We start from the raw sequence: 23,979 nt of genomic DNA, 5'->3' as shown, positions 1-23,979 counted from the left end.
AAAAGAATAAAACACACATATAATGAATAGAGCGAAAATCCTGATTATTTTATTAGCATCCTTTGCGCTGAACGCATCAGCACAAAACAAAAAAACAGTATCTCCCGAAGAGGCAAAGATGAATACCTTTATCACCAACCTCATGTCGAAAATGACAGTTGATGAAAAGATTGGGCAGCTGAATTTACCAAGTTCCGGAGACATCACTACCGGACAAGCCAATAGCAGCGACATTGGTAAAAAAATCGAAGCCGGACAGGTAGGCGGTTTGTTCAACATCAAAGGTGTAGAAAAAATCAAAGCGGTACAAAAGGTTGCGGTAGAACAGAGCAGAATGAAAATTCCATTACTTTTTGGTATGGACGTCATTCATGGCTATAACACTGTTTTCCCAATTCCATTAGGCGTTAGCTGTATCTGGGATATGGATCTGGTACAAAAAACAGCCAGAATTGCAGCCATTGAAGCCAGTGCAAGCGGTATTAACTGGACCTTCTCCCCTATGGTAGATATTTCACGCGATCCACGATGGGGCCGGATTTCTGAAGGTAGTGGTGAAGATCCTTACCTCGGTTCAAAAATTGCAGCAGCCATGGTAAAAGGCTATCAGGGCAGGTTACAAGCCAACAATGAAATTTTAGCTTGTGTAAAACACTATGCTTTATACGGAGCAGCTGAAGCAGGCAGAGATTACAATACGACTGATATGAGCAAGGTAAGGATGTATAATGAATATTTCCCTCCTTATAAAGCAGCTGTAGATGCCGGTGCAGCCAGTATCATGGCTTCATTTAACGAAGTTGATGGTATCCCGGCTACAGGAAGCAAATGGTTAATGACTGATGTTCTACGCAACCAATGGGGTTTTAAAGGCTTCGTGGTAACCGATTATACAGGTATTCCTGAAATGATCGCGCACGGAATGGGGGATTTACAAACGGTATCTGCATTGGCCATGAATGCCGGCATTGATATGGATATGGTTGGCGAAGGATTTTTAAGTACGTTAAAAAAATCACTGGCAGAGAAAAAAGTTAGCATCAATGAAATTAACAGGGCCTGCCGTTTAATCCTTCAGGCGAAATATAAACTGGGTTTATTTACTGATCCTTATAAATTCTTAAGTACAGAAAGAGCCGAAAAAGATGTTTTCAATGCCGAAAACCGTCAGGTAGCCCGTGATATTTCAGCTGAAAGTTTCGTATTACTTAAAAACAACAACAACATTCTGCCCTTAAAAAAATCAGGTACCATTGGTTTAATTGGCCCACTGGCAGATAACACCGCTAACATGTATGGAACCTGGAGTGTTGCTGCCTTGTTTGATAAGTCTGTTACCGTATTACAAGGATTAAAAAATGCTTTAGGCAACGATGCCAGGATTTTAACTGCTCGTGGTTCTAATTTCCTGGCCGATTCTGCCATGGAACACCGTTATGTAAATGTGCACAATCCTACATATAAACGGGATGGACGCACAGAAGCAGAAATGATTAAAGAAGCTTTAAAAGTGGCCGAAAAATCCGATGTCATCGTGGCTACACTTGGCGAAGGTTCTGAATTTACAGGGGAAAGCAGTAGTGTTACGGATATTCAGATTCCTGAAACCCAAAAAAACCTGTTAAAAGCATTGGCAAAAACAGGCAAACCCATAGTACTCGTATTATTTACAGGCCGTCCATTAGCCTTGAAGTGGGAAGAAGAAAATATCCCTGCCATTTTAAATGTTTGGTTCCCGGGAAGTGAAGCCGGAAATTCCATCGCAGACGTATTGTTCGGCAAAGTTAATCCTTCAGGAAAACTGAGTACCACTTTTCCTCAAAACGTTGGACAGGTGCCGTTATATTATGCACATAAAAACACCGGACGTCCTCTGGCTGAAGGAAAATGGTTTGAAAAATTCCGTTCCAATTATTTAGATGTAAGTAATGATCCGTTATACCCATTTGGATTCGGTTTGAGTTACACCACATTTGATTATAGTGATGTGAAATTAAGTGCTAACACTTTAACCAAAGGAAAATCAATTACTGCATCGGTTACCTTGAGTAATACCGGAAAGTATGACGGCAAAGAAGTGGTTCAATTATACATCCGCGATTTGGTGGGCAGCATTACCCGCCCGGTAAAGGAGTTGAAAGGTTTTCAGAAAGTAAGTTTAAAAGCCGGTGAAAGCAAAACCATCAGTTTTAATATTTCAGAAAATGATTTGAAATTCTACAATTCAGAACTAAAATTCGTTGCTGAACCAGGAGATTTTAAAGTATTTATCGGTACCAATTCCAGAGACGTAAAAGAAGCTGCTTTTACATTAAAATAAAGAAATCAAATGGTTCACTAAACCCTGACCCATTGCAAAATGATCAGGGTTTTTTATTTTTGTCAGATGAAAAAGATTATCCTATCCCTTTGTTTAATTTTCAGTTTCCCTCTTTTAAATGCCCAGGATTTAAAGAAATACGAGTATGGAAGTTTTATCAAAAGAGGCGACTCCATTCATTACAGAATCCTCTTCCCTGAGAACTTTAATCCCACACAAAAATACCCGGTTTTATTTGTATTGCATGGCCGTGGCGAAAGCGGAAGCGACAATGAAAAACAATTAACACATGGTGCCAGACTATTTCTGAGAGATGATATCAGGAAGAATTTTCCTGCAATTGTGGTGTTTCCACAATGCCCTGCAGATAGTTACTGGGCCAATGTAAACATCACAACGAATGATAAAGGGAAAAGAAAGTTTAGTTTTGTGGAAGCTGGCAAACCAACCCGGGCCATGCGGGCCTTACAAGGGATGGTAAAAGATTTTCTAAAAAAACCGTTTCTTGATAAAAAACAAGTCTATGTTGGTGGCCTCTCTATGGGTGGAATGGGCACTTATGAATTACTGAGAAGACAGCGAAGAACATTTGCCGCAGCTTTTGCCATTTGTGGTGGCGATAACACCAACAACATTAAAAAATACCAAAACGTGCCCCTTTGGATTTTTCACGGCGGAAAAGATGATATTGTAGATCCGGCCTTTTCAATGGCCATTGCCGAAAGGTTGAAAACCGTTGGCGATGATGTAAAATTTACGCTATACCCAAATGCCAACCACAACAGCTGGGATAATGCTTTTGCTGAACCAGACTTGCTGCCTTGGTTATTTGGACATAAGAGATAAAATTTCAGACCATATAGATTTTAAGAATCTATATGGTCTTGATCATTAATTACTATTCAGCCATATTATGGTAAACCGCCTGAACGTCATCATCTTCCTCTAATTTATCAATCAGTTTTAATACATCAGCTGCCTGCTCCTCTGTTACTTCATGATGTGATAAAGCAATACGCTCTAATTTGGAACTTTTCAGTTCGATTCCTTTTTCTTCCAAAGCTTTTTGCAATGAACCGAAGTTTTCAAAAGCACCCTGTGCAACCGCGATATCATTTCCTTCTTCATCAGCCTCTACATATAACTCTTCTAAACCGGCATCAATCAATTCAAATTCAAGTTCTTCCAAATCCAAACCTTCAGCAGGAACAAAGCGAAAAACAGATTTGCGGCTGAAAACAAAATCCAGGGAACCTGTTTTACCCAGGGAACCATCAGTTTTGTTAAAATAGCTACGCACATTGGCAACGGTGCGGTTGGTATTATCTGTAGCCGTTTCAATTAAAACCGCAACACCATGAGGCGCATAACCTTCATATACAATTTCCTCATAGTTAGCCATCGACTTATCAGATGCACGCTTGATTGCAGCTTCTACCCTGTCCTTTGGCATATTTACAGCTTTCGCATTTTGCATGGCTGTACGTAAACGTGAATTGGTTTCCGGATGAGGTCCGGATTCCTTTACTGCCATTACAATATCTTTACCAATACGCGTAAATTGAACGGCCATCTTGGCCCAACGCTTAAATTTTCTTTCTTTTCTAAATTCGAATGCTCTTCCCATGTTTTAGTATTGAGATAGGAGATGTGAGATAAGAGACCTTAGGCCTTCAACCTTCCAACCCTGTACCTAATTATTTATTTTTTAATTTATTCCTTCAGCTTTTTGCTTTTATTTTCGCTTAGCTTTTAGCTCTTCTTTAAATTCGTTAACATGTCTTCTGTCATTTTCGCCAGATCAAATTCAGGTTTCCAGCCCCAGTCTTTAGTTGCGAAACCATCATCAATTGAACGTGGCCAGCTATTGGCAATTTGCTGACGTGGATCATTGCTGGCGTAAGTTAAGGTAAAATCCGGAATATGTTTTTTAATCTCTGCCGCAAGCACTTCCGGCGTAAAACTGACGCCACCAAAATTGTAACTGCTGCGTACAGAAATTTGATCGGCCGGTGCATCCATTAACTCAATAGTGCCGCGGATGGCATCATCCATGTACATCATTGGCAGTTCGGTTTCTGCATTCAGGAAACTCTGGTAACTTCCCTTTTTCAAGGCCTCATGAAAAATGTGAATGGCGTAATCCGTTGTTCCGCCACCCGGGGCAGCTTTCCAGCTGATTAATCCGGGGTACCGGATACTTCTTACATCTAAACCATATTTCTGGTTATAGTATTCGCACCAGCGCTCTCCGGCCAGCTTACTAATGCCGTAAACCGTATTCGGATCCATTACACAAAATTGCGAAGTATTATCCTTTGGTGAATTTGGTCCGAAAACAGCAATGGAACTTGGCCAGTAAACCTTCGCCACTCTATATTCAAGTGCTAAATCCAGCACATTTAAAAGACCGTTCATATTCAGATCCCAGGCCAGTTTAGGATTTTGTTCTCCGGTTGCCGATAATAGAGCAGCCAAAAGATAAACCTGCGTAGGTTTGTATTTTTTGAAAATGCCATTGATCATTTCTTTATCCAGAACATTTACAAACTCGAAAGGAGCAGAATTTTTGATGTCATAATCAGGTCTGCGGATATCGCAGGCAACCACATGATCATCACCATATATCTTACGTAACATGGTTACCAACTCCGTACCAATCTGGCCATTAGAGCCTAAAACAATAATTTCTTCCTGCATATTTTTTTTGAGAATGTGCAAAGGTAAAAAAATGAGACAAAAGGCTATAAAATATTTGTACTAAGCATATGCGATGTGTGTTTCCGATAATAAATAAATCAATATTTCTGGAAACTGCTTTGTACCATCAACATAAATAGGAATTTTTATTACGGTGCATTGCTGATAATCGATCATAAAAGCTAAAAATAATGCCAATTCAAAGCTGACAAATTTTAAAATTAGAGCGAAGAAAAAGAAAACAAAACAAAAAAAAATCTTTCAAAAGCAGGAGAGGTGAGAATTTATGAAAAAAACTTATCTTTATCTAAGGTTAATGTAATTAGTACACGAAGTATTTAGCCTACAAAAACCAACATAAACGTACTTAAGACAGTAATTAATTAATTATTTAGAACAATTCTATTTAGTAACAATCGCATTGCGAATACGGAATTAAAGCTTTCATATTTGATTATCATGCCATTTTTTTCTAATATTACCTATCCAACGCATAAATAACCAATATATAAAAATACAAAAACGATGCACAGAAGAGAAGCACTCAAAAACGTTGCATTTTTACTGGGAGGAGCCATCTCAGCGAGTACAATGGGCGTTCTATTTGAAAGTTTTACACTCCCTGAAAATGAAAAGAATTTTGTTTCATTTTCAGTACAGGATCAAAAAATTTTCGCCGAATTTGCCGATATTATTGTCCCGACAACTAAATCATCTGCCGGCGCTAAAGCTGCAGGCCTAGGTAAATTCATTCCAATGATGATGCAGGATTGCTATCCGAAGGAAATGCAAACCTCATTTGCAAGGGGTTTCAAACAACTTCAGGACAAGTCGATGCAAGATTTCAAAAAAAGTTATGTGGCCTTAACCGTTCCTGAACGTACCAAATTAATGGTTGATTTAAGACTAATGTCTATAGCCCAAAAAGAAACAAAATCAGAAGAAAATAAGGATCTGGTTTACTTTTTCATTACGGCCAGAGATCTTACCTTATTGGGCTACTATTCTTCTGAAATTGGATGCACCAAAGCCCGAGAATATATTCTTGTTCCCGGAAGATACGATGGCAATACCAAGCTGAAACCCGGACAAAAATCCTGGGCTACCTAATTTCAAAACTACAACGACAAAACATCATGAATTTAAATACAAATTTAAAAGCTGAAAATACTTACGATGCCATTGTAATAGGATCGGGGATTAGTGGCGGCTGGGCTGCAAAAGAACTTACAGAAAAGGGCTTACGGGTATTAATGCTCGAAAGAGGAATGAACATTGAGCACATTACCGGTTATGAAACAGCCATGAAAAATCCTTGGGATTTTGAACATGCAGGCAGATTAACCGAAGAGCAAAAACGTACGCACCCGGTACAAAAAAGAGATTATCCATATAGTGAGGCCAATGAAAAATGGTGGGTAAATGATTTGGAATGTCCGTATACAGAAGATAAACGTTTCGACTGGTACCGTGGTTTTCATGTTGGTGGTAAGTCTTTAATGTGGGGCCGTCAGAGTTACCGCTTAAGTGAACATAACCTAGAAGATAATGCAAAAGACGGACACGGTAGTGACTGGCCTCTACGTTACAAAGAACTTTCTCCATGGTATGATTATGCAGAGCGCTTTGCAGGAATAAGTGGTTCTAAGGAAAACTGGTCAACCTGCCCGGATGGAGAATTCTTACCTCCAATGGACTTGAATATTGTTGAAAAATCAGTAAAAGCCAGGATTGAGGAGCATTACAAAAGAGAGCGAATCATGATGATTGGCCGTGTAGCCAATCTAACTGTTCCTCATAAAGGCCGTGGAAACTGCCAATACCGTAACTTATGCAGCCGTGGTTGTCCGTTTGGTGCGTATTTCAGTACGCAATCCTCTACCCTGCCTGCAGCAATGGCTACTAAACGTTTAACGTTAAGACCTTACTCTATCGTAAATCATATCATTTATGATAAAGACACGAAAAAAGCAAAAGGCGTAATGGTAATCGATGCAGAAACCAACAAAACCATGGAGTTTTATGCAAAAATTATTTTTGTGAACGGTTCTACATTGGGTTCAACTTTTATTTTATTAAACTCTACTTCGGATGCACATCCAAATGGATTAGGGAATGGAAGTGGACAATTGGGGCATAATTTAATGGATCATCATTTCCGCTGTGGTGCTTCAGGCGAAGCAGAAGGCTTTGATGACAGATATACCTACGGACGCCGGGCAAATGGCATTTATGTCCCGCGATACCAAAATATTGGAAATGATAAACGTGATTACCTGCGTGGTTTCGGTTACCAGGGTGGTGCAAGCAGATCAAACTGGCAAAGTGATGTTGCCGAACTTTCATTTGGTTCTGGTTTAAAAGAAAAAATGACGAAACCAGGCAGCTGGACCATGGGTCTTGGCGGTTTTGGAGAAATGTTACCATACTATGAAAACAAGGTTTACATTGATAAAACTAAAAAAGACAAATGGGGTCAGCCAGTATTAGCCATTGATTGCGAATACAAAGAAAATGAGAAAAAAATGCGTGTGGATATGATGAATGATGCAGCAGAAATGTTAGAAAAAGCGGGCATGAAAAACATCAAAACATATGATGCAGGTTGTTATCCGGGTATGGCCATCCATGAAATGGGAACGGCAAGAATGGGTAATGATCCGAAAACTTCAGTTCTCAACAAATGGAATCAAATGCATGAAGTGAATAACGTGTTTGTAACTGATGGTGCCTGTATGCCTTCAATCGCATGTCAAAACCCATCATTAACTTTTATGGCTTTAACCGCTCGTGCTGCTGATTATGCAGTGAAAGAATTAAAGAAAAACAACATTTAATTAATAGGTAAAAGGTATGAGGTTTAAGGTATAGGGTTAGGAGTCCAAAGCCTTAAACCTTATATCTTAAACCCTAACCTCTATGAAAAGAAAATTAAGAATGGGCATGATAGGCGGTGGAAAAGACGCCTTCATCGGTGCAGTACATCGCCTTGCGGCCAATATGGATGGTTTAATCGAATTTACCGCAGGTGCACTAAGTGTGAATCCGGAAGTTGGTTATGAATCCGGTAAAATCCTCTTCCTCCCTGATAACAGAATATATAAGAGTTATGAAGAAATGATTCAGCAGGAAAGTGAATTACCTGCTGATGAAAAAATAGATTTTGTAACCATCGTTACCCCAAATTTCGCACATTTTGCCCCAGCCATGCTGGCACTGGAACATGGCTTTAACGTGGTGATCGAAAAACCAATGACGCTTACCTTGGAAGAAGCTAAACTGTTAAAAGCAAAGGTAGAAGAAACAGGCTTAACACTTTGTTTAACGCATACCTACTCTGGCTATCCAATGGTAAAACAGGCCAGGCAAATGGTAAGTGAAGGTTTGCTCGGCGCCATCAGAAAAATTATTGTGGAATATCCGCAAGGATGGTTAAGTACTTTGTCTGAACGTGAAGGAAATGCACAGGCCGCCTGGCGTACAGATCCTTCCAAAACAGGAAAAAGTGGCAGTATGGGCGACATTGGAACACATGCGGCACATCTTGCAGAATATATTTCCGGTTTGAAAATCGCCAAAATTTGTGCGGATTTAAATATCGTTGTTCCTGGAAGAGCTATAGATGATGATGGAAACGTGCTTTTAAAGTTCGATAACGGATCAAATGGCGTACTCATTGCATCTCAAATTGCAGCAGGTGAAGAAAATGCATTAAAAATTAAGGTTTATGGTGAAAAAGGGGGATTAGAATGGCATCAGATGGAACCAAATACACTGATTGCAAAGTGGCCTGATGCACCGGCTCAAATTTACAGAACAGGTAACGGTTATATGGGCAGCTTTGCGAAACACAATACGCGTACACCAGGTGGACATCCTGAAGGTTACCTTGAGGCATTCGCCAATATTTATAAAAACTTTGCCTTAACGGTTAATGCAAAACTGAACCAGGAACAACCTACACCTGAAATGTTAGATTTCCCTACCGCTGATGATGGAATACGGGGAATGGCATTCATTGAAAATGTAGTGAACTCAAGCCAGTCTGACCAAAAATGGTGGGATTATAAAATTTAAATACAAGCATGACAACAATAAAAGGACCGGCCGTATTTTTAGCGCAGTTCATCAGTGATGATGCGCCGTTTAATTCGCTGGAAAACATATGCAAATGGGCTGCAGGCCTGGGTTTTAAAGGGATCCAGATGCCAACCCTGGATAAAAGGTTTATCGATCTTCAGAAAGCCGCAGAGAGTAAAACCTATGCTGATGACTTAAAAGGCACTATTGCTTCTTATGGTTTGGAAATCACTGAATTATCTACCCACCTACAAGGGCAATTGGTTGCTGTTCATCCTGCTTATGATGATTTATTTGATGCCTTTGCGCCAAAAGAATTGCACAAGAATCCAAAAGCCAGAACGGAATGGGCAGTGCAGCAAATGAAATATGCCGCAAAAGCATCTCAAAATTTGGGGTTAAACGCACATGCTACTTTCAGTGGATCCTTGCTTTGGCAGTATTTCCATCCATGGCCACAACGTCCGGCAGGTTTAGTGGAAGAAGGTTTTGCCGAACTGGGCAAACGATGGATGCCTATTTTAAATGAATTTGATCAGTGTGGTGTAGATGTTTGCTATGAAATTCATCCTGGTGAAGATTTATTTGACGGAGAAACTTATGAAATGTTCCTTGCGGCAGTGAATAATCACAACAGGGCATGCTTATTGTATGATCCATCTCACTTTGTATTACAACAGTTGGATTATATTCAATACATTGATATTTACCACGAACGCATTAAAGCATTCCATGTAAAGGATGCTGAATTTAATCCAACAGGTAAGCAAGGTACATTTGGTGGTTATCAAAGCTGGGCAAACAGAGCAGGCCGCTACCGCTCTCCTGGAGATGGCCAGGTTGATTTTAAAACCATTTTCAGTAAACTGGCACAATACGATTTTAAAGGTTGGGCCGTAATGGAATGGGAATGCTGCATTAAAAACCAGGAAGACGGTGCCCGAGAAGGTGCCGAATTTATAAAAAATCACATCATAAAAGTAACCGATAAAGCATTTGATGATTTTGCTGCATCGGGTAGTGATAGCGCTTTCAACAAAAAAATATTAGGATTACAAGACTAACAACATGAAAATCTGCATGGTTTTCTACATTAGATCATCAAACCTGCAGCATCACATGTTATTAAAAACACACAAATGAAAAAAACATTATTAGGTTTAGGCGCTGTAGTTATTTTTATGGCCTCTTTTACCAAAGCAGACTTAGAAAAAGAAAAAACGGTAGTGGCAACAGCTACATTATCCAGTCATGCCATGCAAATGAGTGCAGGCGAAAAGCTGATTAACAAATCAGATTGTATTGGTTGCCATAACAAGGTGAATAAGATTATTGGTCCTTCTTACATGGATATTGCTAAAAAATACCCTGCAACTGAAAAAAACATCAATTATTTAGCAGATAAGATTATCAAGGGCGGTACAGGTGTTTGGGGTACTATGCCAATGACAGCCCATTCAACATTAAAACCTGCCGATGCTAAATTGATGGTTAAATATATCTTATCCTTAAAAAAGAAATAGGCATACATTTTTAAACCTCATATAATTCTAATGAAAACAGAGCAAGAAAATAAAAACACGAGTAACCGCCGTGATTTTATTAAAACCAGCGCCATAGCTGCCGCTGCATTTATGATTGTTCCACGACATGTTTTAGGTGGGCCGGGTTTTTTAGCACCCAGCGACCGTTTACTGATTGCCGGTATCGGCGTGGGTGGTAAAGGACAAGGTGATATTGCCATGTTTGCCAAAAGTGGTAAGGCAGATATCGCTTTTTTATGCGATGTAGATGATCGCCGTGCTGCATCAAGTGTAAAAGCATTTCCAAAAGCAAAATACTATAAAGACTACCGCGAAATGCTGGATAAGGAACACAAAAACTTTGATGCCGTTTCGATCTCCACACCTGATCATAACCATGCGATACAGGCACTTGCAGCCATGCAGCTTGGTAAACATGTGTATGTTCAAAAACCGCTTACGCACGATATTCATGAAGCACGGATTTTAACCGCTGCCGCGAAAAAATATAAGGTGGTTACGCAAATGGGTAATCAGGGCGCATCAAATGATGGTCCGCGCCAAATGAAAGAATGGTATGAAGCAGGCTTAATTGGTGATGTACATACGGTTTATGCCTGGACCAATCGTCCGGTTTGGCCGCAGGGTATTCCATGGCCGGATAAAAAAGCAGAAATTCCAAAAGAGTTAGACTGGAATTTATGGTTAGGCACAGCCCCTGAGAAGGATTATGTAGATAAACTCGTGCCATTTAACTGGCGTGGCTGGTGGGATTATGGTACCGGTGCACTGGGAGATATGGGCTGTCACTTAATTGAAGCACCTTTCAGCGTTTTAAACTTAAAATATGCCAAAGAGGTAGAAGCCAGTGTGGGATCTGTTTATGTGGATGAATTTAAACGTGGGTATTTTCCTGAAAGTTGTCCGCCGTCAAGCCATGTTACTCTGAAATTCCCTAAAACGGAGAAAACAAAAGGCGATGTTACTTTACACTGGATGGATGGAGGTATCCAACCGGAACGCCCTGCTGAATTGGAAGCTAACGAAACCTTTGGTGATGGTGGCAATGGTACTTTGTTTATCGGCACGAAAGGTAAAATGATGTCGGAAACCTATAGTGCAAATCCGAAATTGTTACCACTCAGCAGAAACAAAGACATTAAAGTAAAAGAAAAATATGCCCGGGTTAAAGGAGGTGCTGATGGACACTATGCACAATGGGTAGAAGCAGCAATTGCAGGTTATGGTAAACAGGAAGTAAGTTCGCCTTTCGAAATTGCTGGCCCTTTAACTGAGGCTTTATTAATGGCTAATTTAGCCATCAGAAGTTTCGATATTCAAAAAACGGTAAATGGTAAAGTAACTTACCCGGGCAGGTACATGAAAATGCTTTGGGATAATGACAACATGAAAATTACTAATTTCGATGAGGCCAATCAGTTTGTCAAACGTGAATATCGCAAAGGCTGGAACAATTTAACTTTATAAAAATACACTCATCATTCCTCGCAATGATGAAAACCGAAGTAAAATGAAAAAAATAATCCTTTCTGCCTGCATCATGTTGGCAGTTACACAAATATCCCAGGCACAAAAGGGCTTCAAACCCTTATTTGATGGTAAAACAACTACTGGCTGGCATACTTACAATAAAACCAATGTGGGCAGTGGCTGGCAGGTTCAGGAAGATGCATTACACCTTGATCCTAAAACCAAAGGTGCTGATGGCGGTGGCGATTTGGTCACAGACAAAGAATACAAAGATTTCCATTTAAAATACGAATGGAAAGTAGCACCAAAGGCCAACAGCGGTTTAATTTTCTACGTTCATGAAGAACCAAAATACCATGCAACCTATTCTACTGGTTTAGAAATGCAGGTATTGGATAATGATGGTCATCCTGACGGAAAAATAACCAAACACCGTGCCGGAGATTTATATGATTTAATCAAAAGCTCATCTGAACCTGTTAAGCCGGTTGGTGAATGGAACAAAGCAGAAATTATTAGTAAAAAAGGAAATTTAACCCTAATTTTAAATGGGGTTCAGGTGGTGAAAACAACCTTATGGGATGAAAACTGGAAAAAGCTGGTTGCCGGAAGCAAATTTGCTAATTGGGAAAACTGGGGAACTTATACATCAGGCAAGATTGCCCTTCAGGATCATGGTGATGAAGTTTGGTACAAAAACATCATTATAAAAGAATTATAACTGAGGTTTAGGGCGTAAGGTAAAAGGCTTGAGGGTTTCCTTTCTCGCTTTAACTTTACACCTTAAACATGATAACCTTACTAAAATTAGGCTAAAAGCGTAAGGCAAAAGATTGATGGATTTATATTCCTAGCTTAAACCTTACGCCTTAAACCTTATACCTCATAAACTTATATAAACCAAATGAATACCACTACCCGCTTTAAACTCTCTACCATGATGTTCCTCGAATTTTTTATATGGGGATCATGGTTTGTAACACTGGGCACATTTTTAGGCAACAATTTGAAAGCAAGCGGATCAGAATCTGCTTCTGTTTTTGGAACACAATCCTGGGGAGCTATTATCGCTCCGTTTATTGTTGGCTTAATTGCAGACAGATATTTTAATGCGGAGAAAATACTTGGTGTGTTGCATATTGTTGGCGCTGTATTAATGTATCAAATGTACAGGGCAACTGATGTAAGTGTATTTTACCCTTATGTACTCGGTTATATGATTTTATTTATGCCAACATTGGCATTAATCAATTCCGTTTCATTTAACCAAATGCAGGATCCGGAAAAGGAATTTTCAAAAATACGGGTTTGGGGAACCATCGGCTGGATCATTGCAGGCTTGCTTATTAGTTTTGTTTTCCATTGGGATTCTCCTGAAGGCATTCAATCGGGATTATTGAAAAGCACCTTCCTGATGGCTGGTATTGTTTCATTGGTACTGGGTATCTTCAGCTTTACCCTCCCTAAAACACCGCCTAAAGTTTCTTCGACCGAGAAAATCAAAATTGGTGATTTAATTGGTCTGGATGCCCTCAAGCTGTTAAAGGATAAAAACTTCGCCATCTTCTTTATTTCGGCTATATTAATTTGTATTCCGTTGGCATTTTATTATCAGAATGCCGGCTTGTTTTTAGCGGAAATTAAAGTTTCAAATCCAACCGGAAAAATGGCAATCGGTCAGATATCCGAAGCATTATTTTTGCTGGCCATTCCTGTTTTCTTTTCGAAATACGGCTTTAAAAAAACCATATTGGTAGGTATGCTTGCCTGGGCACTTAGATATGTATTATTTGCTTTTGGTAATGCCGGCGATTTAAGTTTTATGCTTATTATTGGTATTGCATTGCATGGTGTTTGCTACGACTTCTTTTTCGTATCCGGTCAGATTTATACCAATTCCAAAGCTGGCGAGAAATACAAAAGCTCAGCGCAGGGTTTAATAACCTTAGCCACTTACGGTGTAGGGATGCTTATCGGATTTGAGGTTGCAGGTAAAATAACAGATACTTATAAAGCAGCGGATGGTGCAATCGACTGGAAAATGGTGTGGATTATTCCTGCAGTTATTGCTGCTGCAGTCTTCCTGCTTTTTGCTGTTCTTTTTAATGATAAAACAAAATCAGAAGCTAAAGCCCTTTAACATGCCTTCAAAATTAAACAGAAGAAATGCACTAAAGAACATCATTGCAGGCACTGCCGCAATTGGTGTTTCATCGGGTATATCATCCTTCGCTATGGATCAGCCAAAACCATCTGAAAAACTTAAAGGCAATGTAAATCATGCTGTTTGCCGCTGGTGTTTTAGTACGCTTGATGTAGAAACACTTTGTACCGAAGCAAAAAAAATCGGTATAAAGGGCATTGATTTGGTTGGCCCGAAAGATTGGCCAATACTTAAAAAACATGGACTGGTTTCTTCTATGTGTAATGGCGCTGAAATTAATCTCGTTGATGGGTTTAATGATAAAAAATTTCATGAAACTTTAATCAAGAATTATTCTGCCATGATTCCCCTTGTGGCCGAAGCTGGTTACAAAAACTTAATCTGCTTTAGCGGAAACCGTCGTGGAAAAGACGATGAAACCGGCTGGAATAACTGTGTAGAAGGATTAAAACAGTTAATGCCATTGGCAGAAAAACATGGCGTGGTATTGGTAATGGAATTGTTAAACAGCAAAATAAACCATGCCGATTATCAATGTGACAAAACGGCCTGGGGTGTTGAACTGTGTAAACGCTTAGGTTCAGAAAACTTTAAACTGCTTTACGATATTTATCATATGCAGATCGATGAAGGAGACGTGATTCATACCATCCGGGATCATCATCAATACATTGCGCATTATCATACAGCTGGTGTTCCAGGCCGGAATGAAATTGATGATACGCAGGAACTTTATTATCCGGCAATTATGAAAGCCATTGTAGAAACCGGCTTTAAAGGTTTCGTTGCACAAGAATTTATACCTAAAAATGCAGATAAAATAGCTTCGTTAAAAAAAGCTGTAGAGATCTGTGACATTTAATTAATTATTATGTTATCAAGAAAAAGTTTCATCATCAATAGTTGCTTAGCAGTAGCAACTTTACTTTTGGCACCATCAATTGCATGTGTAGCCCAGAAAAAGGCAGTTGGCCTACAACTTTATTCGTTAAGAGAAGACCTGCCAAAAGATTTAAAGGGAACGATTGAAAAAGTGGCAAAAGCAGGCTTTACAGAAGTTGAAACTTATGGCTTTTCTATTAAAGGTCAGTTTTGGGGTTTAACTCCTGTAGAATTCAAGAAACTACTGAGCACAAACGGACTTAAAGCAGTTAGCGGGCATTATGGATTAGGTACTTATTTAGCTGATGGCAACACTGATGAACTAAAAGCGGCTATTGCTGCTGCAAAGGTTTTAGGCAGTGAATATGTTACTATTCCTTATCTGGATGCCAGTATCAGAAAAAATGCAGAAGACTATAAAAAACTTGCCGCCAAAATCAATATTGCAGGCAAAATGTGTAAAGATGCAGGTTTACGACTGGCTTATCATAACCATGATTTTGAATTCCAGAAACAGGGAGAAACCACCGGCTATCAAATTTTGTTAAATGAAACGGATAAGAAACTCGTTGACTTTGAACTGGATTTATACTGGGTAGTACGCTCTGGAAATGATCCTATCAAATTATTTACAGAAAACCCAGGTCGTTTTACCATGTGGCATGTAAAAGATATGGACAAAACAAATCCTGCTTTAAATGCAGAAGTTGGAACGGGAAGTATTGACTGGAAACCCATTTTCGCTGATGCCAAGTTATCAGGCATGAAACATTTCTTTGTTGAGCATGAAACCAATTATAAGCCTAACCCAATCGAATCTGTTGCGGCAAGCTGTGCTTATATCAAGAAAAACATTTTGTAATTTCTTATCAAAATTTTATTAGTAAAGGTCGTAGTGTTTTCTCGCTACGACCTTTTTCATGTTAACGCCTTTCTGAGTTATGATCTGACAAGACATTATTGCTCAATTCAACTTGCCAGCGAGTACACATGCCAGCTTAAATCTTTTGGTATAGCCCTGTAAATCAAAAACATCAAACAGGACAATATAAATTCCGATATTGGACATACCTCCGTGATCATCCAAACCATCCCAGGTTAAAAAGCCATTTGTTCCGATGGTTTGATTGTTAAGCAACTTTCGAATCAGCCTTCCTTTATCAGAATAAATACTTACCGTAGCCAGGCTTGAATTCTGCCTCATATGGTATTCCAGTTTAAGCACATCCTCGAAGTTATCCCCATCCGGAGAAAAGGTTTTAGACAATAGAAAAACTTCGCTATTGCCATCAACTGACGATTGTGAGTTTTGATAGGTTGGAGTGGCAAACCCCGCTGCGGCAGCTGCTGATGTGAAATTACCAGGTTCATTTGCCGGCACCTTGAATGATACCCTTTCCAGCGAGATTCCGTCTTCATCCTGGATTAACGGATGATGAATTTTCGATTGATAATCTAACCGGTCCAATACCTGATTATGGCTCAACAAAACCACCGTTCCCTTATCATTATTATAGGCCGGCATACTGCTGATCTGAATCAGTTGGTTCGGAAACTTCACATCATAATTCTCCCGGATATTCTTTTGATTGCTCGTAATTACCCAAAACGTTCCCTCAGGCATGGTTAATTTTTTAGCCGAAATATTTTTAATATTGGCTACTTTACCAGCAGTATTGGTATTGGCGAGTTGCAATTCACTTAAATCAATATCATGACCGGAATTGTTGTAAATCTCTACAAAATCCACTCCACCAGGCCTCGGATTGAATAACACCTCCGAAATTAAAACATCATCCTGAACGAGAATGGATCGTGCACAACCAGGTGAAGCCTTATTTCCTGAAGAACTGGCTATAGTAGCTTTTTTGGGGATGTGTTTGCTGATATTTTTAATCCGGTCATTTCTGACAGGGTGAGGATTAAAAATAATCGATGCAATTTTAATGGGTAACAATAGGGATATAAGCTTAATTTTTAGCATATTTGGACTTATATCAAATGTTTTATAAATATAATAATTAAAATTTAAAATGAAAGTAGCAGTTGTTGGTGCCACCGGATTGGTTGGAACCGTAATGTTAAAAGTATTGGAGGAAAGAAATTTCCCTTTAACAGAGTTAATTCCCGTAGCTTCAGAAAAGAGTGTTGGTAAGGAAATTACTTTTAAGGGTAAGAAGTTCCCAATCGTTAGCATGGATACTGCAATTGGTATGAGACCAGATATTGCCTTGTTTTCTGCCGGTGGAAATACTTCATTAGAACATGCACCACGTTTCAAAGAAGCTGGTACTACTGTGATTGATAATTCATCAGCCTGGAGAATGGATCCTGCGATTAAATTGATCGTGCCAGAGGTTAATGCCCATGAACTTTCTATCGATAATAAGATTATCGCCAATCCAAATTGCTCTACCATTCAAATGGTTGTGGTTTTGAAACCATTGCATGATAAATATAAAATTAAAAGGGTTGTTGTTTCTACCTATCAATCCGTTACTGGCACGGGTGTTAAGGCCGTTGAGCAATTAATGAATGAACGTAAAGGCATTGATGGTCCAAAAGCCTATCCATATGAAATTGACTTAAATGTTCTGCCTCATATTGATGTTTTCATGGATAATGGGTATACCAAAGAAGAAATGAAAATGGTTAAGGAAACCAATAAGATCATGAGCGATGATGCCATCAAAGTTACGGCAACTACTGTTCGTATTCCGGTAATGGGCGGCCACTCTGAATCTGTAAACATTGAATTTGAAAATGATTTTGATTTGGCTGAAGTACGTAGTATTTTAGAAAAATCGCCTGGAATTATTGTAGTTGACGATGTAGCAAATTTAAAATATCCAATGCCTAAAGATGCACACGAAAAAGATGAGGTTTTTGTTGGCCGTATTCGGAGAGATGAATCAGCACCCAAAGCTTTAAACCTTTGGATTGTTGCCGATAACTTACGTAAAGGTGCAGCTACTAACGCTGTTCAGATAGCAGAATACCTTATCCGGAAAGAATTAGTTTAATTTTAAAACAAAAAACTTAAGCCCGTGCCACAAACACGGGCTTTTTTGTATTCTTTTCAGGATAAAAATTCATATCACCACAGTTTATCCTATGTTATATTTCTACACATGCCTATGAAATTTTAATCAGAAATCAATTACTAAACATAAAACGAAAACACTAATCACCAAATTATATATAATTTGGTGATTACAATATTAAATTTATATATAATTTGATGATTACAATATCAAAATTATATATGAATGAATTATATTTGTTTAGAAAGGTATTTTAATTATGATTAAAGAATATTAGAGAATTATATTGAATCCAAGTTTTTTAAGGGAAAGGCAATCATCATTACTGGTGCCAGGCAGGTAGGTAAAACAACGATGTTAAAAAAACTCGCGAAGCGGAAAGAAGAATCATTTGTTTTTCTTAATTGCGATGAAGCCAATGTGCGTATAACACTGGAAGATATCAGTATTGAACGATTGAAATCAATCATAGGAACGCATAAAATACTTTTAATTGATGAGGCGCAAAGGGTTACCAATATTGGTTTAACATTAAAGCTTATTGTAGATAACTTTCCAGAAGTACAACTTTTAGTTACGGGTTCCTCCTCTTTAGATTTAGCAGCTGGCACAAAGGAGAGCTTAACAGGTAGAAAATTTGAGTATCACCTTTTTCCTTTTTCAGTCGCTGAGCTGGTGCAGCATACCAATATTCTTACTGAAGAACAATCATTGGAAAAGAGATTAATTTTTGGCAGCTACCCAGATGCGATAAACTATCCAGGTGAAGAAAAGGAACTTTTATTAAATTTAACCAACAGCTATTTATTTAAAGATATACTGGCACTGTCCGGTATCAGAAAACCCATTCAGCTGGAAAAACTAGTACAGGCTTTGGCACTGCAGATTGGAAACGAGATCTCATATAACGAACTTGGGCAAATGATAGAAGCAGATAAGCTCACTGTTGAACGCTATATAGATTTACTTGAACAATGTTTCGTGGTATTCAGATTAGGTGCCTACAGTAAAAACCTGAGGAATGAAGTAAAGAAAGGGAAGAAAATCTATTTCTATGATAATGGCATACGCAATGCTATAATCCAGAATTTTAGTCCGCTAAGCTTACGGCAAGATACCGGGCAGCTTTTCGAAAATTATATGATATCCGAATTTATAAAAGCCAATAGTAACCAGATTAAGCATACCAAACATTTCTTCTGGAGAAGTTTCCAGCAGCAGGAAATAGATTTGATTGAAGAATTTGAAGGAAATTTAACCGCATATGAGATTAATTGGAACGAAAACAAAAAAGTGAAATTCCCAACCACATTTACCAATGTTTACCAACACGTACAAACCAAGGTAATTAATAAAAAAAATTATACCGATTTATTGGTTTAACTATATTTTTTATATGAAAAAGTCACTTATCATTCTTTTATACGCTCTATTTTATGTGAACTGCTTTGCCCAGAACAGCATCCAAAACCTGGATAAAGCATTCAATACTTTACTCGGCGACGAGCAGGCCAAACATGCCATAACATCCATTTGTGTTTTAGATGCACGCACCGGAAAAGTACTGTTCGCCAGAAATGAGCAAATAGGCCTGGCGACAGCATCAACTTTAAAAACCATTACAGCGGCAACCGCTTTCAGTATTTTAGGGAAAGATTTTCAATTCCAAACCACACTCGCCTACTCTGGAGAAATCACAGCTGATGGGACTTTGAAAGGCCATATTATCATTACAGGAAGCGGGGACCCTACATTAGGCTCCCCCCGCTTTCAAAACACTGAACCCGCAGTTTTAAAACAGTGGGTTGCAGCGATAAAATCTGCAGGCATTAAGAAAATTGAGGGATCAATTATTGGTGATGATCAAATATTTGGCACGCAAACCACACCCGAGGGTTGGGTATGGCAGGATATCGGCAATTACTATGGTGCCGGAACATCAGGCCTAGCCTGGAGGGAAAATCAGTTTGACATACAATTGCGTCCCGGATCAAGTACAGCTACAGCAGTGCAAATCATAAAAACAATTCCGCTTACACCATATATCCAGATCGAAAATGAATTAAAAACAGGTTCATCAGGTAGTGGAGACAAAAGCTATGCCTTTCTTCCACCCTATTCTAATGTTGCTTATTTACGCGGTACCTGGGGCATGGGCATTGGCAAATCGGGTATTTCCGTAGCCCTGCCCGATCCTGCTTTTGATTGTGCTTACCATTTACAGGACACGTTGAAGCGCTTGGGTATTCAAATCACACGGGAAGCTACTACCACAAGATTACTGAAACAGAATAAACAATCCGTTCCAACAGCTATGCAAAAGATCAGCACCGTTACTTCACCCACCCTGAGCAAAATGACTTACTGGTTTCTAAAAAAAAGCATCAACCTTTATGGTGAAACTTTTTTAAAAACTATGGCCTTGAAATCCGGAAAACCTGCAACTACTTCTAAAGGAGCAGAAACTGAAATTAATTTCTGGGCAGCTAAAGGCATTGATCAATCTGCCCTGAATATCATTGATGGTAGCGGACTTTCTCCGGGAAACCGAATTACGACCGCTGCCATGGCAAATATATTGTTCCAGGTTCAAAATGAAGATTGGTTCACGGATTTTTATAAAGCTTTGCCGGAATATAATGGCATGAAAATAAAAAGTGGCACTATAAATGATGTTTCGGCATTTGCCGGATACCACACTGACACCGCTGGAAATAAATATGTGATTGTAATCAATATCAACAATTATAGCGGAAGTGGAATTAATAAAAAATTGTTCAAGGTACTGGATGAACTGAAGTAAAAATTTTATCTAAAAACGACGCTATGCCACATTTTATTAAAAACCTTCAAACGGTTGATGGTTTGATCTCTAATTTATACAAAGACATCTCTATTGCAGAGATGACCGAAAAGATAAATCATTATTTTGATATCCAAGGTTATAAAGTAATTAACCAGCAATTTGGAAACCTGATTCTGGAAAAAGGCAACCGGACCATGCGCATTTTGTTCGGTGCATTTGTGAAGTACTTTAAATTTAGTGTAACCATTACACAAACCGCAGAGGATGAGCTTACAGTAAATGTTTTTCAGCAATCAAGCGGCATATCCGGAGGTTTAATCGGGATGAACCAAGTTAAAACGGAACTCACCAGATTGAATTTTGTTTTTTCTCAAATTTAAGACGAAAGGTATAAACGGATAATAAATTGCTATTGCAACTGCATCAACAACAGATATTTGCAGGCAGTAAATAAGTCAGCATTATAAATGAGTGTTTGTCTTTTAAAACCGGATATTCTTTTCTAATGTTGATTGGATATGGATGTAAGAATCGAAAACTGGAAAGACAACCTCAAACAAGAAAAACCTGATTACCAATTTGGTGACCATGTTCATGTGGTAGATGAAAAATTCTACATGCCTCAGCTTGACAAACACAGGCAGGTTTGGATTTATCTCCCTAAAAGCTACAAAGATTCTGAAAAAAAATATCCTGTTCTTTATATGCACGATGGTCAGCATCTATTTCATGCCAAACCAGCCAGAAATGATGAATGGGCTGTTGATACGACTGTAGATAACCTGATCCGTGAAGGTTTGCAAGAAATGATTATAGTTGGTATAAATCATGGTGAGGAAGATCGCCTGACAGAATATAATCCCTATGATAGTGAAAATGGCAAAGGCGAAGGGAAAGCATATCTGCAGTTCTTGGTAGAAACACTTATGCCATTTATCAATCATCAATACAGAACACTAACCGATATGAATCATACAGCAATTGCCGGAAGTTCTCTTGGTGGCCTGATTTCCATGTTTGCCATTGCAGAGTACCCTGAAGTTTTTGGTTCAGCAGGAATATTCAGTCCGGCATTTTGGCTGGGACCTGAAATTTACACAGATGTTACGGATCGTTTACCTGGTTTAAAAGGAAATAAAATCTTTTTAGTTGCCGGAGATAAAGAAGGTACAGAAATGGTAAACAATGTAAAAAAAATACATGCCATCTTAAATCCTGATGGTAGCAACCAAAATATTCTTTTTCATGAGTGCGAAGATGGAAAGCATACGGAATGGTTCTGGCACCGGGAATTTCCCGCATTTTATAGCTTTATAGCGAAAGATTCAGACAATTAGAATAGTGCCATACCATACAAAAACCCTCTGTATTAAATTAAAATTAACGAATCATTAGGCTTTGTAATGATCGTAACATTAAGCCTGAAAACGCTTTATTTATTTAAAAATTATACTAACTTTGATGTTAGGCTTAGTAATTGTACTTTATACACTAAGCAGATTAAAAAGTAACAAAAAATCAAATAAAAATGAGCATAATCGTTAATGTCCATGCCAGACAAATCCTCGATTCAAGAGGCAATCCAACAGTAGAAGTAGAAGTAGTTACAGAAGCAGGTGCTTTTGGCCGTGCTGCTGTTCCAAGCGGTGCATCTACCGGGCAATATGAGGCTGTTGAATTACGTGACGGAGATAAATCTACATACTTAGGTAAAGGTGTTTTAAAAGCTGTAGAAAATGTAAATACTAAAATTGCTGATGCTTTAAGAGGTATTGATGTTTTCGAACAAAATGCAATTGATAAATTAATGCTATCTCTTGATGGTACAGAAAACAAAGGTAATTTAGGTGCTAATGCTATTTTAGGTGTTTCTTTAGCGGTGGCTAAAGCTGCTGCCGATGAAATAGGCCAACCTTTATACCGCTATATTGGTGGTGTTAATGCCAATACTTTACCAATCCCAATGATGAACATCATTAACGGCGGTTCTCACTCTGATGCCCCTATTGCATTTCAGGAGTTTATGATCATGCCAGTTGGTGCGCCTTCATTCTCTGAGGCTTTACGTTGGGGAACTGAAGTTTTTCATAGCCTGAAAAAAATTCTTCATGATAGAGGTTTATCTACTGCTGTAGGTGATGAGGGTGGTTTCGCCCCTACTTTTGATGGTACTGAAGATGCAATTGAAACCGTATTAAAAGCGATTGAAACTGCTGGTTACCAACCTGGTTCTCAGATCTGTTTAGCTTTAGATTGTGCTTCTTCTGAGTTTTACAAAGATGGAAAATACGATTACACGAAATTTGAAGGTGCTACCGGTGTAATTCGTTCAAGCGAAGAACAAGCGCAATATTTAGCTGATCTTTCTGCAAAATATCCAATTATCTCTATTGAAGATGGTATGGATGAAAACGATTGGACCGGCTGGAAAAGCTTAACCGATAAAATTGGCGACCATGTTCAATTGGTTGGTGATGATTTATTTGTAACCAACGTAACGCGTTTACAACGTGGTATTGATGAAGACACTGCAAATTCAATTTTAGTAAAAGTTAACCAGATCGGTTCTTTAACTGAAACAATCAATGCTGTTACTTTAGCTCAAAACAGTGGCTATACGTCGGTAATGAGTCACCGTTCAGGCGAAACTGAAGATGTGACCATCGCTGATTTAGCTGTTGCTTTAAACTGCGGACAGATTAAAACAGGATCAGCATCTCGTTCAGACAGGATTGCAAAATACAATCAGTTATTGCGTATAGAAGAAGAATTAGGTGAAAATGCTCGTTTCATCGGTTCGAAATTCAAATACGCAAAGAAATAAACCCCCTAAATCTCCTAAAGGAGACTTAAGGAACTGCCACTAAGTCCTTCTAGGCTTTGGGTTGTTAAGAAGTTGAAAAACTAATTTGCTAAACATCCGGAGATTTTAAATCTTCGGATGTTTTTATTTTAATACTATATTTGTT

Annotated in this window: 21 protein-coding genes; 18 read left to right on the top strand and 3 right to left on the bottom strand. The window is 38.7% G+C overall.

Features of this window, described 5'->3' with window-relative positions:
• Positions 1–22: 22 nt before the first annotated feature.
• Both bglX and OQ267_RS06440 read left to right on the top strand, forming a co-directional pair.
• Positions 23–2,320 (top strand): beta-glucosidase BglX, encoded by a 2,298-nt coding sequence (gene bglX, locus OQ267_RS06445; protein ID WP_265835282.1) that lies wholly within the window; start codon positions 23–25, stop codon positions 2,318–2,320.
• A 66-nt stretch (positions 2,321–2,386) separates the two neighbouring features.
• Positions 2,387–3,166 carry a prolyl oligopeptidase family serine peptidase gene (locus OQ267_RS06440; RefSeq protein WP_265835281.1) on the top strand — a complete coding sequence of 260 codons (780 nt, stop codon included), beginning with the start codon at positions 2,387–2,389 and terminating at the stop codon, positions 3,164–3,166.
• 52 nt (positions 3,167–3,218) lie between these two features.
• Here the strand turns inward: OQ267_RS06440 and OQ267_RS06435 are convergent, their stop codons facing one another.
• Complete coding sequence (locus OQ267_RS06435) at positions 3,219–3,947, bottom strand: YebC/PmpR family DNA-binding transcriptional regulator (protein WP_088299327.1); 729 nt, start codon at positions 3,945–3,947, stop codon at positions 3,219–3,221.
• Between the two features lie 125 nt (positions 3,948–4,072).
• Positions 4,073–5,020 (bottom strand): NAD-dependent epimerase/dehydratase family protein, encoded by a 948-nt coding sequence (locus tag OQ267_RS06430; RefSeq protein ID WP_265835280.1) that lies wholly within the window; start codon positions 5,018–5,020, stop codon positions 4,073–4,075.
• 525 nt (positions 5,021–5,545) lie between these two features.
• Here OQ267_RS06430 and OQ267_RS06425 point away from each other — a divergent pair.
• From OQ267_RS06425 to OQ267_RS06380, 10 genes are all read left to right on the top strand, one after another.
• Positions 5,546–6,130 carry a gluconate 2-dehydrogenase subunit 3 family protein gene (locus OQ267_RS06425; protein WP_088299325.1) on the top strand — a complete coding sequence of 195 codons (585 nt, stop codon included), beginning with the start codon at positions 5,546–5,548 and terminating at the stop codon, positions 6,128–6,130.
• Positions 6,131–6,156: 26 nt separating this feature from the next.
• Positions 6,157–7,857, top strand: coding sequence for a GMC oxidoreductase (locus tag OQ267_RS06420; protein ID WP_172406412.1), 1,701 nt, complete (start codon positions 6,157–6,159; stop codon positions 7,855–7,857).
• A gap of 82 nt (positions 7,858–7,939) precedes the next feature.
• Positions 7,940–9,097: a Gfo/Idh/MocA family protein gene (locus OQ267_RS06415; protein WP_265819703.1), complete on the top strand. Its 1,158-nt coding sequence runs from the start codon at positions 7,940–7,942 to the stop codon at positions 9,095–9,097.
• Between the two features lie 8 nt (positions 9,098–9,105).
• Entirely contained in the window at positions 9,106–10,164 is a 1,059-nt protein-coding gene (locus OQ267_RS06410; RefSeq protein WP_265835279.1) for a sugar phosphate isomerase/epimerase family protein, read from the top strand.
• Between the two features lie 75 nt (positions 10,165–10,239).
• Positions 10,240–10,623, top strand: coding sequence for a c-type cytochrome (locus OQ267_RS06405; protein ID WP_265819705.1), 384 nt, complete (start codon positions 10,240–10,242; stop codon positions 10,621–10,623).
• 30 nt (positions 10,624–10,653) lie between these two features.
• Positions 10,654–12,111 carry a Gfo/Idh/MocA family protein gene (locus tag OQ267_RS06400; protein WP_088299321.1) on the top strand — a complete coding sequence of 486 codons (1,458 nt, stop codon included), beginning with the start codon at positions 10,654–10,656 and terminating at the stop codon, positions 12,109–12,111.
• Between the two features lie 43 nt (positions 12,112–12,154).
• Positions 12,155–12,835, top strand: coding sequence for a 3-keto-disaccharide hydrolase (locus tag OQ267_RS06395; protein WP_265835278.1), 681 nt, complete (start codon positions 12,155–12,157; stop codon positions 12,833–12,835).
• A 183-nt stretch (positions 12,836–13,018) separates the two neighbouring features.
• Positions 13,019–14,254 carry a nucleoside permease gene (locus OQ267_RS06390; protein ID WP_265835277.1) on the top strand — a complete coding sequence of 412 codons (1,236 nt, stop codon included), beginning with the start codon at positions 13,019–13,021 and terminating at the stop codon, positions 14,252–14,254.
• 1 nt (position 14,255) lies between these two features.
• Entirely contained in the window at positions 14,256–15,140 is an 885-nt protein-coding gene (locus OQ267_RS06385; protein WP_265819707.1) for a hydroxypyruvate isomerase family protein, read from the top strand.
• Between the two features lie 9 nt (positions 15,141–15,149).
• Entirely contained in the window at positions 15,150–16,022 is an 873-nt protein-coding gene (locus OQ267_RS06380) for a sugar phosphate isomerase/epimerase family protein (protein WP_172406411.1), read from the top strand.
• A 102-nt stretch (positions 16,023–16,124) separates the two neighbouring features.
• On the opposite strand, the gene OQ267_RS06375 is transcribed toward OQ267_RS06380, so the two are convergent.
• Positions 16,125–17,144, bottom strand: a complete 1,020-nt coding sequence (locus OQ267_RS06375) for a lamin tail domain-containing protein (RefSeq protein ID WP_265835276.1) — start codon at positions 17,142–17,144, stop codon at positions 16,125–16,127.
• Positions 17,145–17,193: 49 nt separating this feature from the next.
• On the opposite strand from OQ267_RS06375, the gene OQ267_RS06370 reads away from it, so the two are divergent.
• The 6 genes from OQ267_RS06370 (at position 17,194) to eno (ending at position 23,834) form a co-directional block, all read left to right on the top strand.
• Complete coding sequence (locus OQ267_RS06370; protein WP_265835275.1) at positions 17,194–18,183, top strand: aspartate-semialdehyde dehydrogenase; 990 nt, start codon at positions 17,194–17,196, stop codon at positions 18,181–18,183.
• A 291-nt stretch (positions 18,184–18,474) separates the two neighbouring features.
• Positions 18,475–19,587 (top strand): ATP-binding protein, encoded by a 1,113-nt coding sequence (locus OQ267_RS06365; protein ID WP_265835360.1) that lies wholly within the window; start codon positions 18,475–18,477, stop codon positions 19,585–19,587.
• Positions 19,588–19,600: 13 nt separating this feature from the next.
• Positions 19,601–21,007, top strand: a complete 1,407-nt coding sequence (gene dacB / locus OQ267_RS06360) for a D-alanyl-D-alanine carboxypeptidase/D-alanyl-D-alanine-endopeptidase (protein WP_265835274.1) — start codon at positions 19,601–19,603, stop codon at positions 21,005–21,007.
• 23 nt (positions 21,008–21,030) lie between these two features.
• On the top strand, positions 21,031–21,390 hold the full coding sequence (locus OQ267_RS06355) for a hypothetical protein (RefSeq protein ID WP_088299314.1): 360 nt from the start codon (positions 21,031–21,033) through the stop codon (positions 21,388–21,390).
• 138 nt (positions 21,391–21,528) lie between these two features.
• Positions 21,529–22,347 carry an alpha/beta hydrolase gene (locus OQ267_RS06350; protein WP_265835273.1) on the top strand — a complete coding sequence of 273 codons (819 nt, stop codon included), beginning with the start codon at positions 21,529–21,531 and terminating at the stop codon, positions 22,345–22,347.
• 191 nt (positions 22,348–22,538) lie between these two features.
• Complete coding sequence (eno, locus tag OQ267_RS06345) at positions 22,539–23,834, top strand: phosphopyruvate hydratase (protein WP_029286806.1); 1,296 nt, start codon at positions 22,539–22,541, stop codon at positions 23,832–23,834.
• Positions 23,835–23,979: the final 145 nt, after the last annotated feature.

It is taken from the genome of Pedobacter sp. MR22-3 (genome assembly GCF_026240075.1).
GTDB lineage: Bacteria > Bacteroidota > Bacteroidia > Sphingobacteriales > Sphingobacteriaceae > Pedobacter.
Note: the sequence above shows the minus strand (reverse complement) of the source record. Positions and strands in the feature narration are given on the sequence as shown.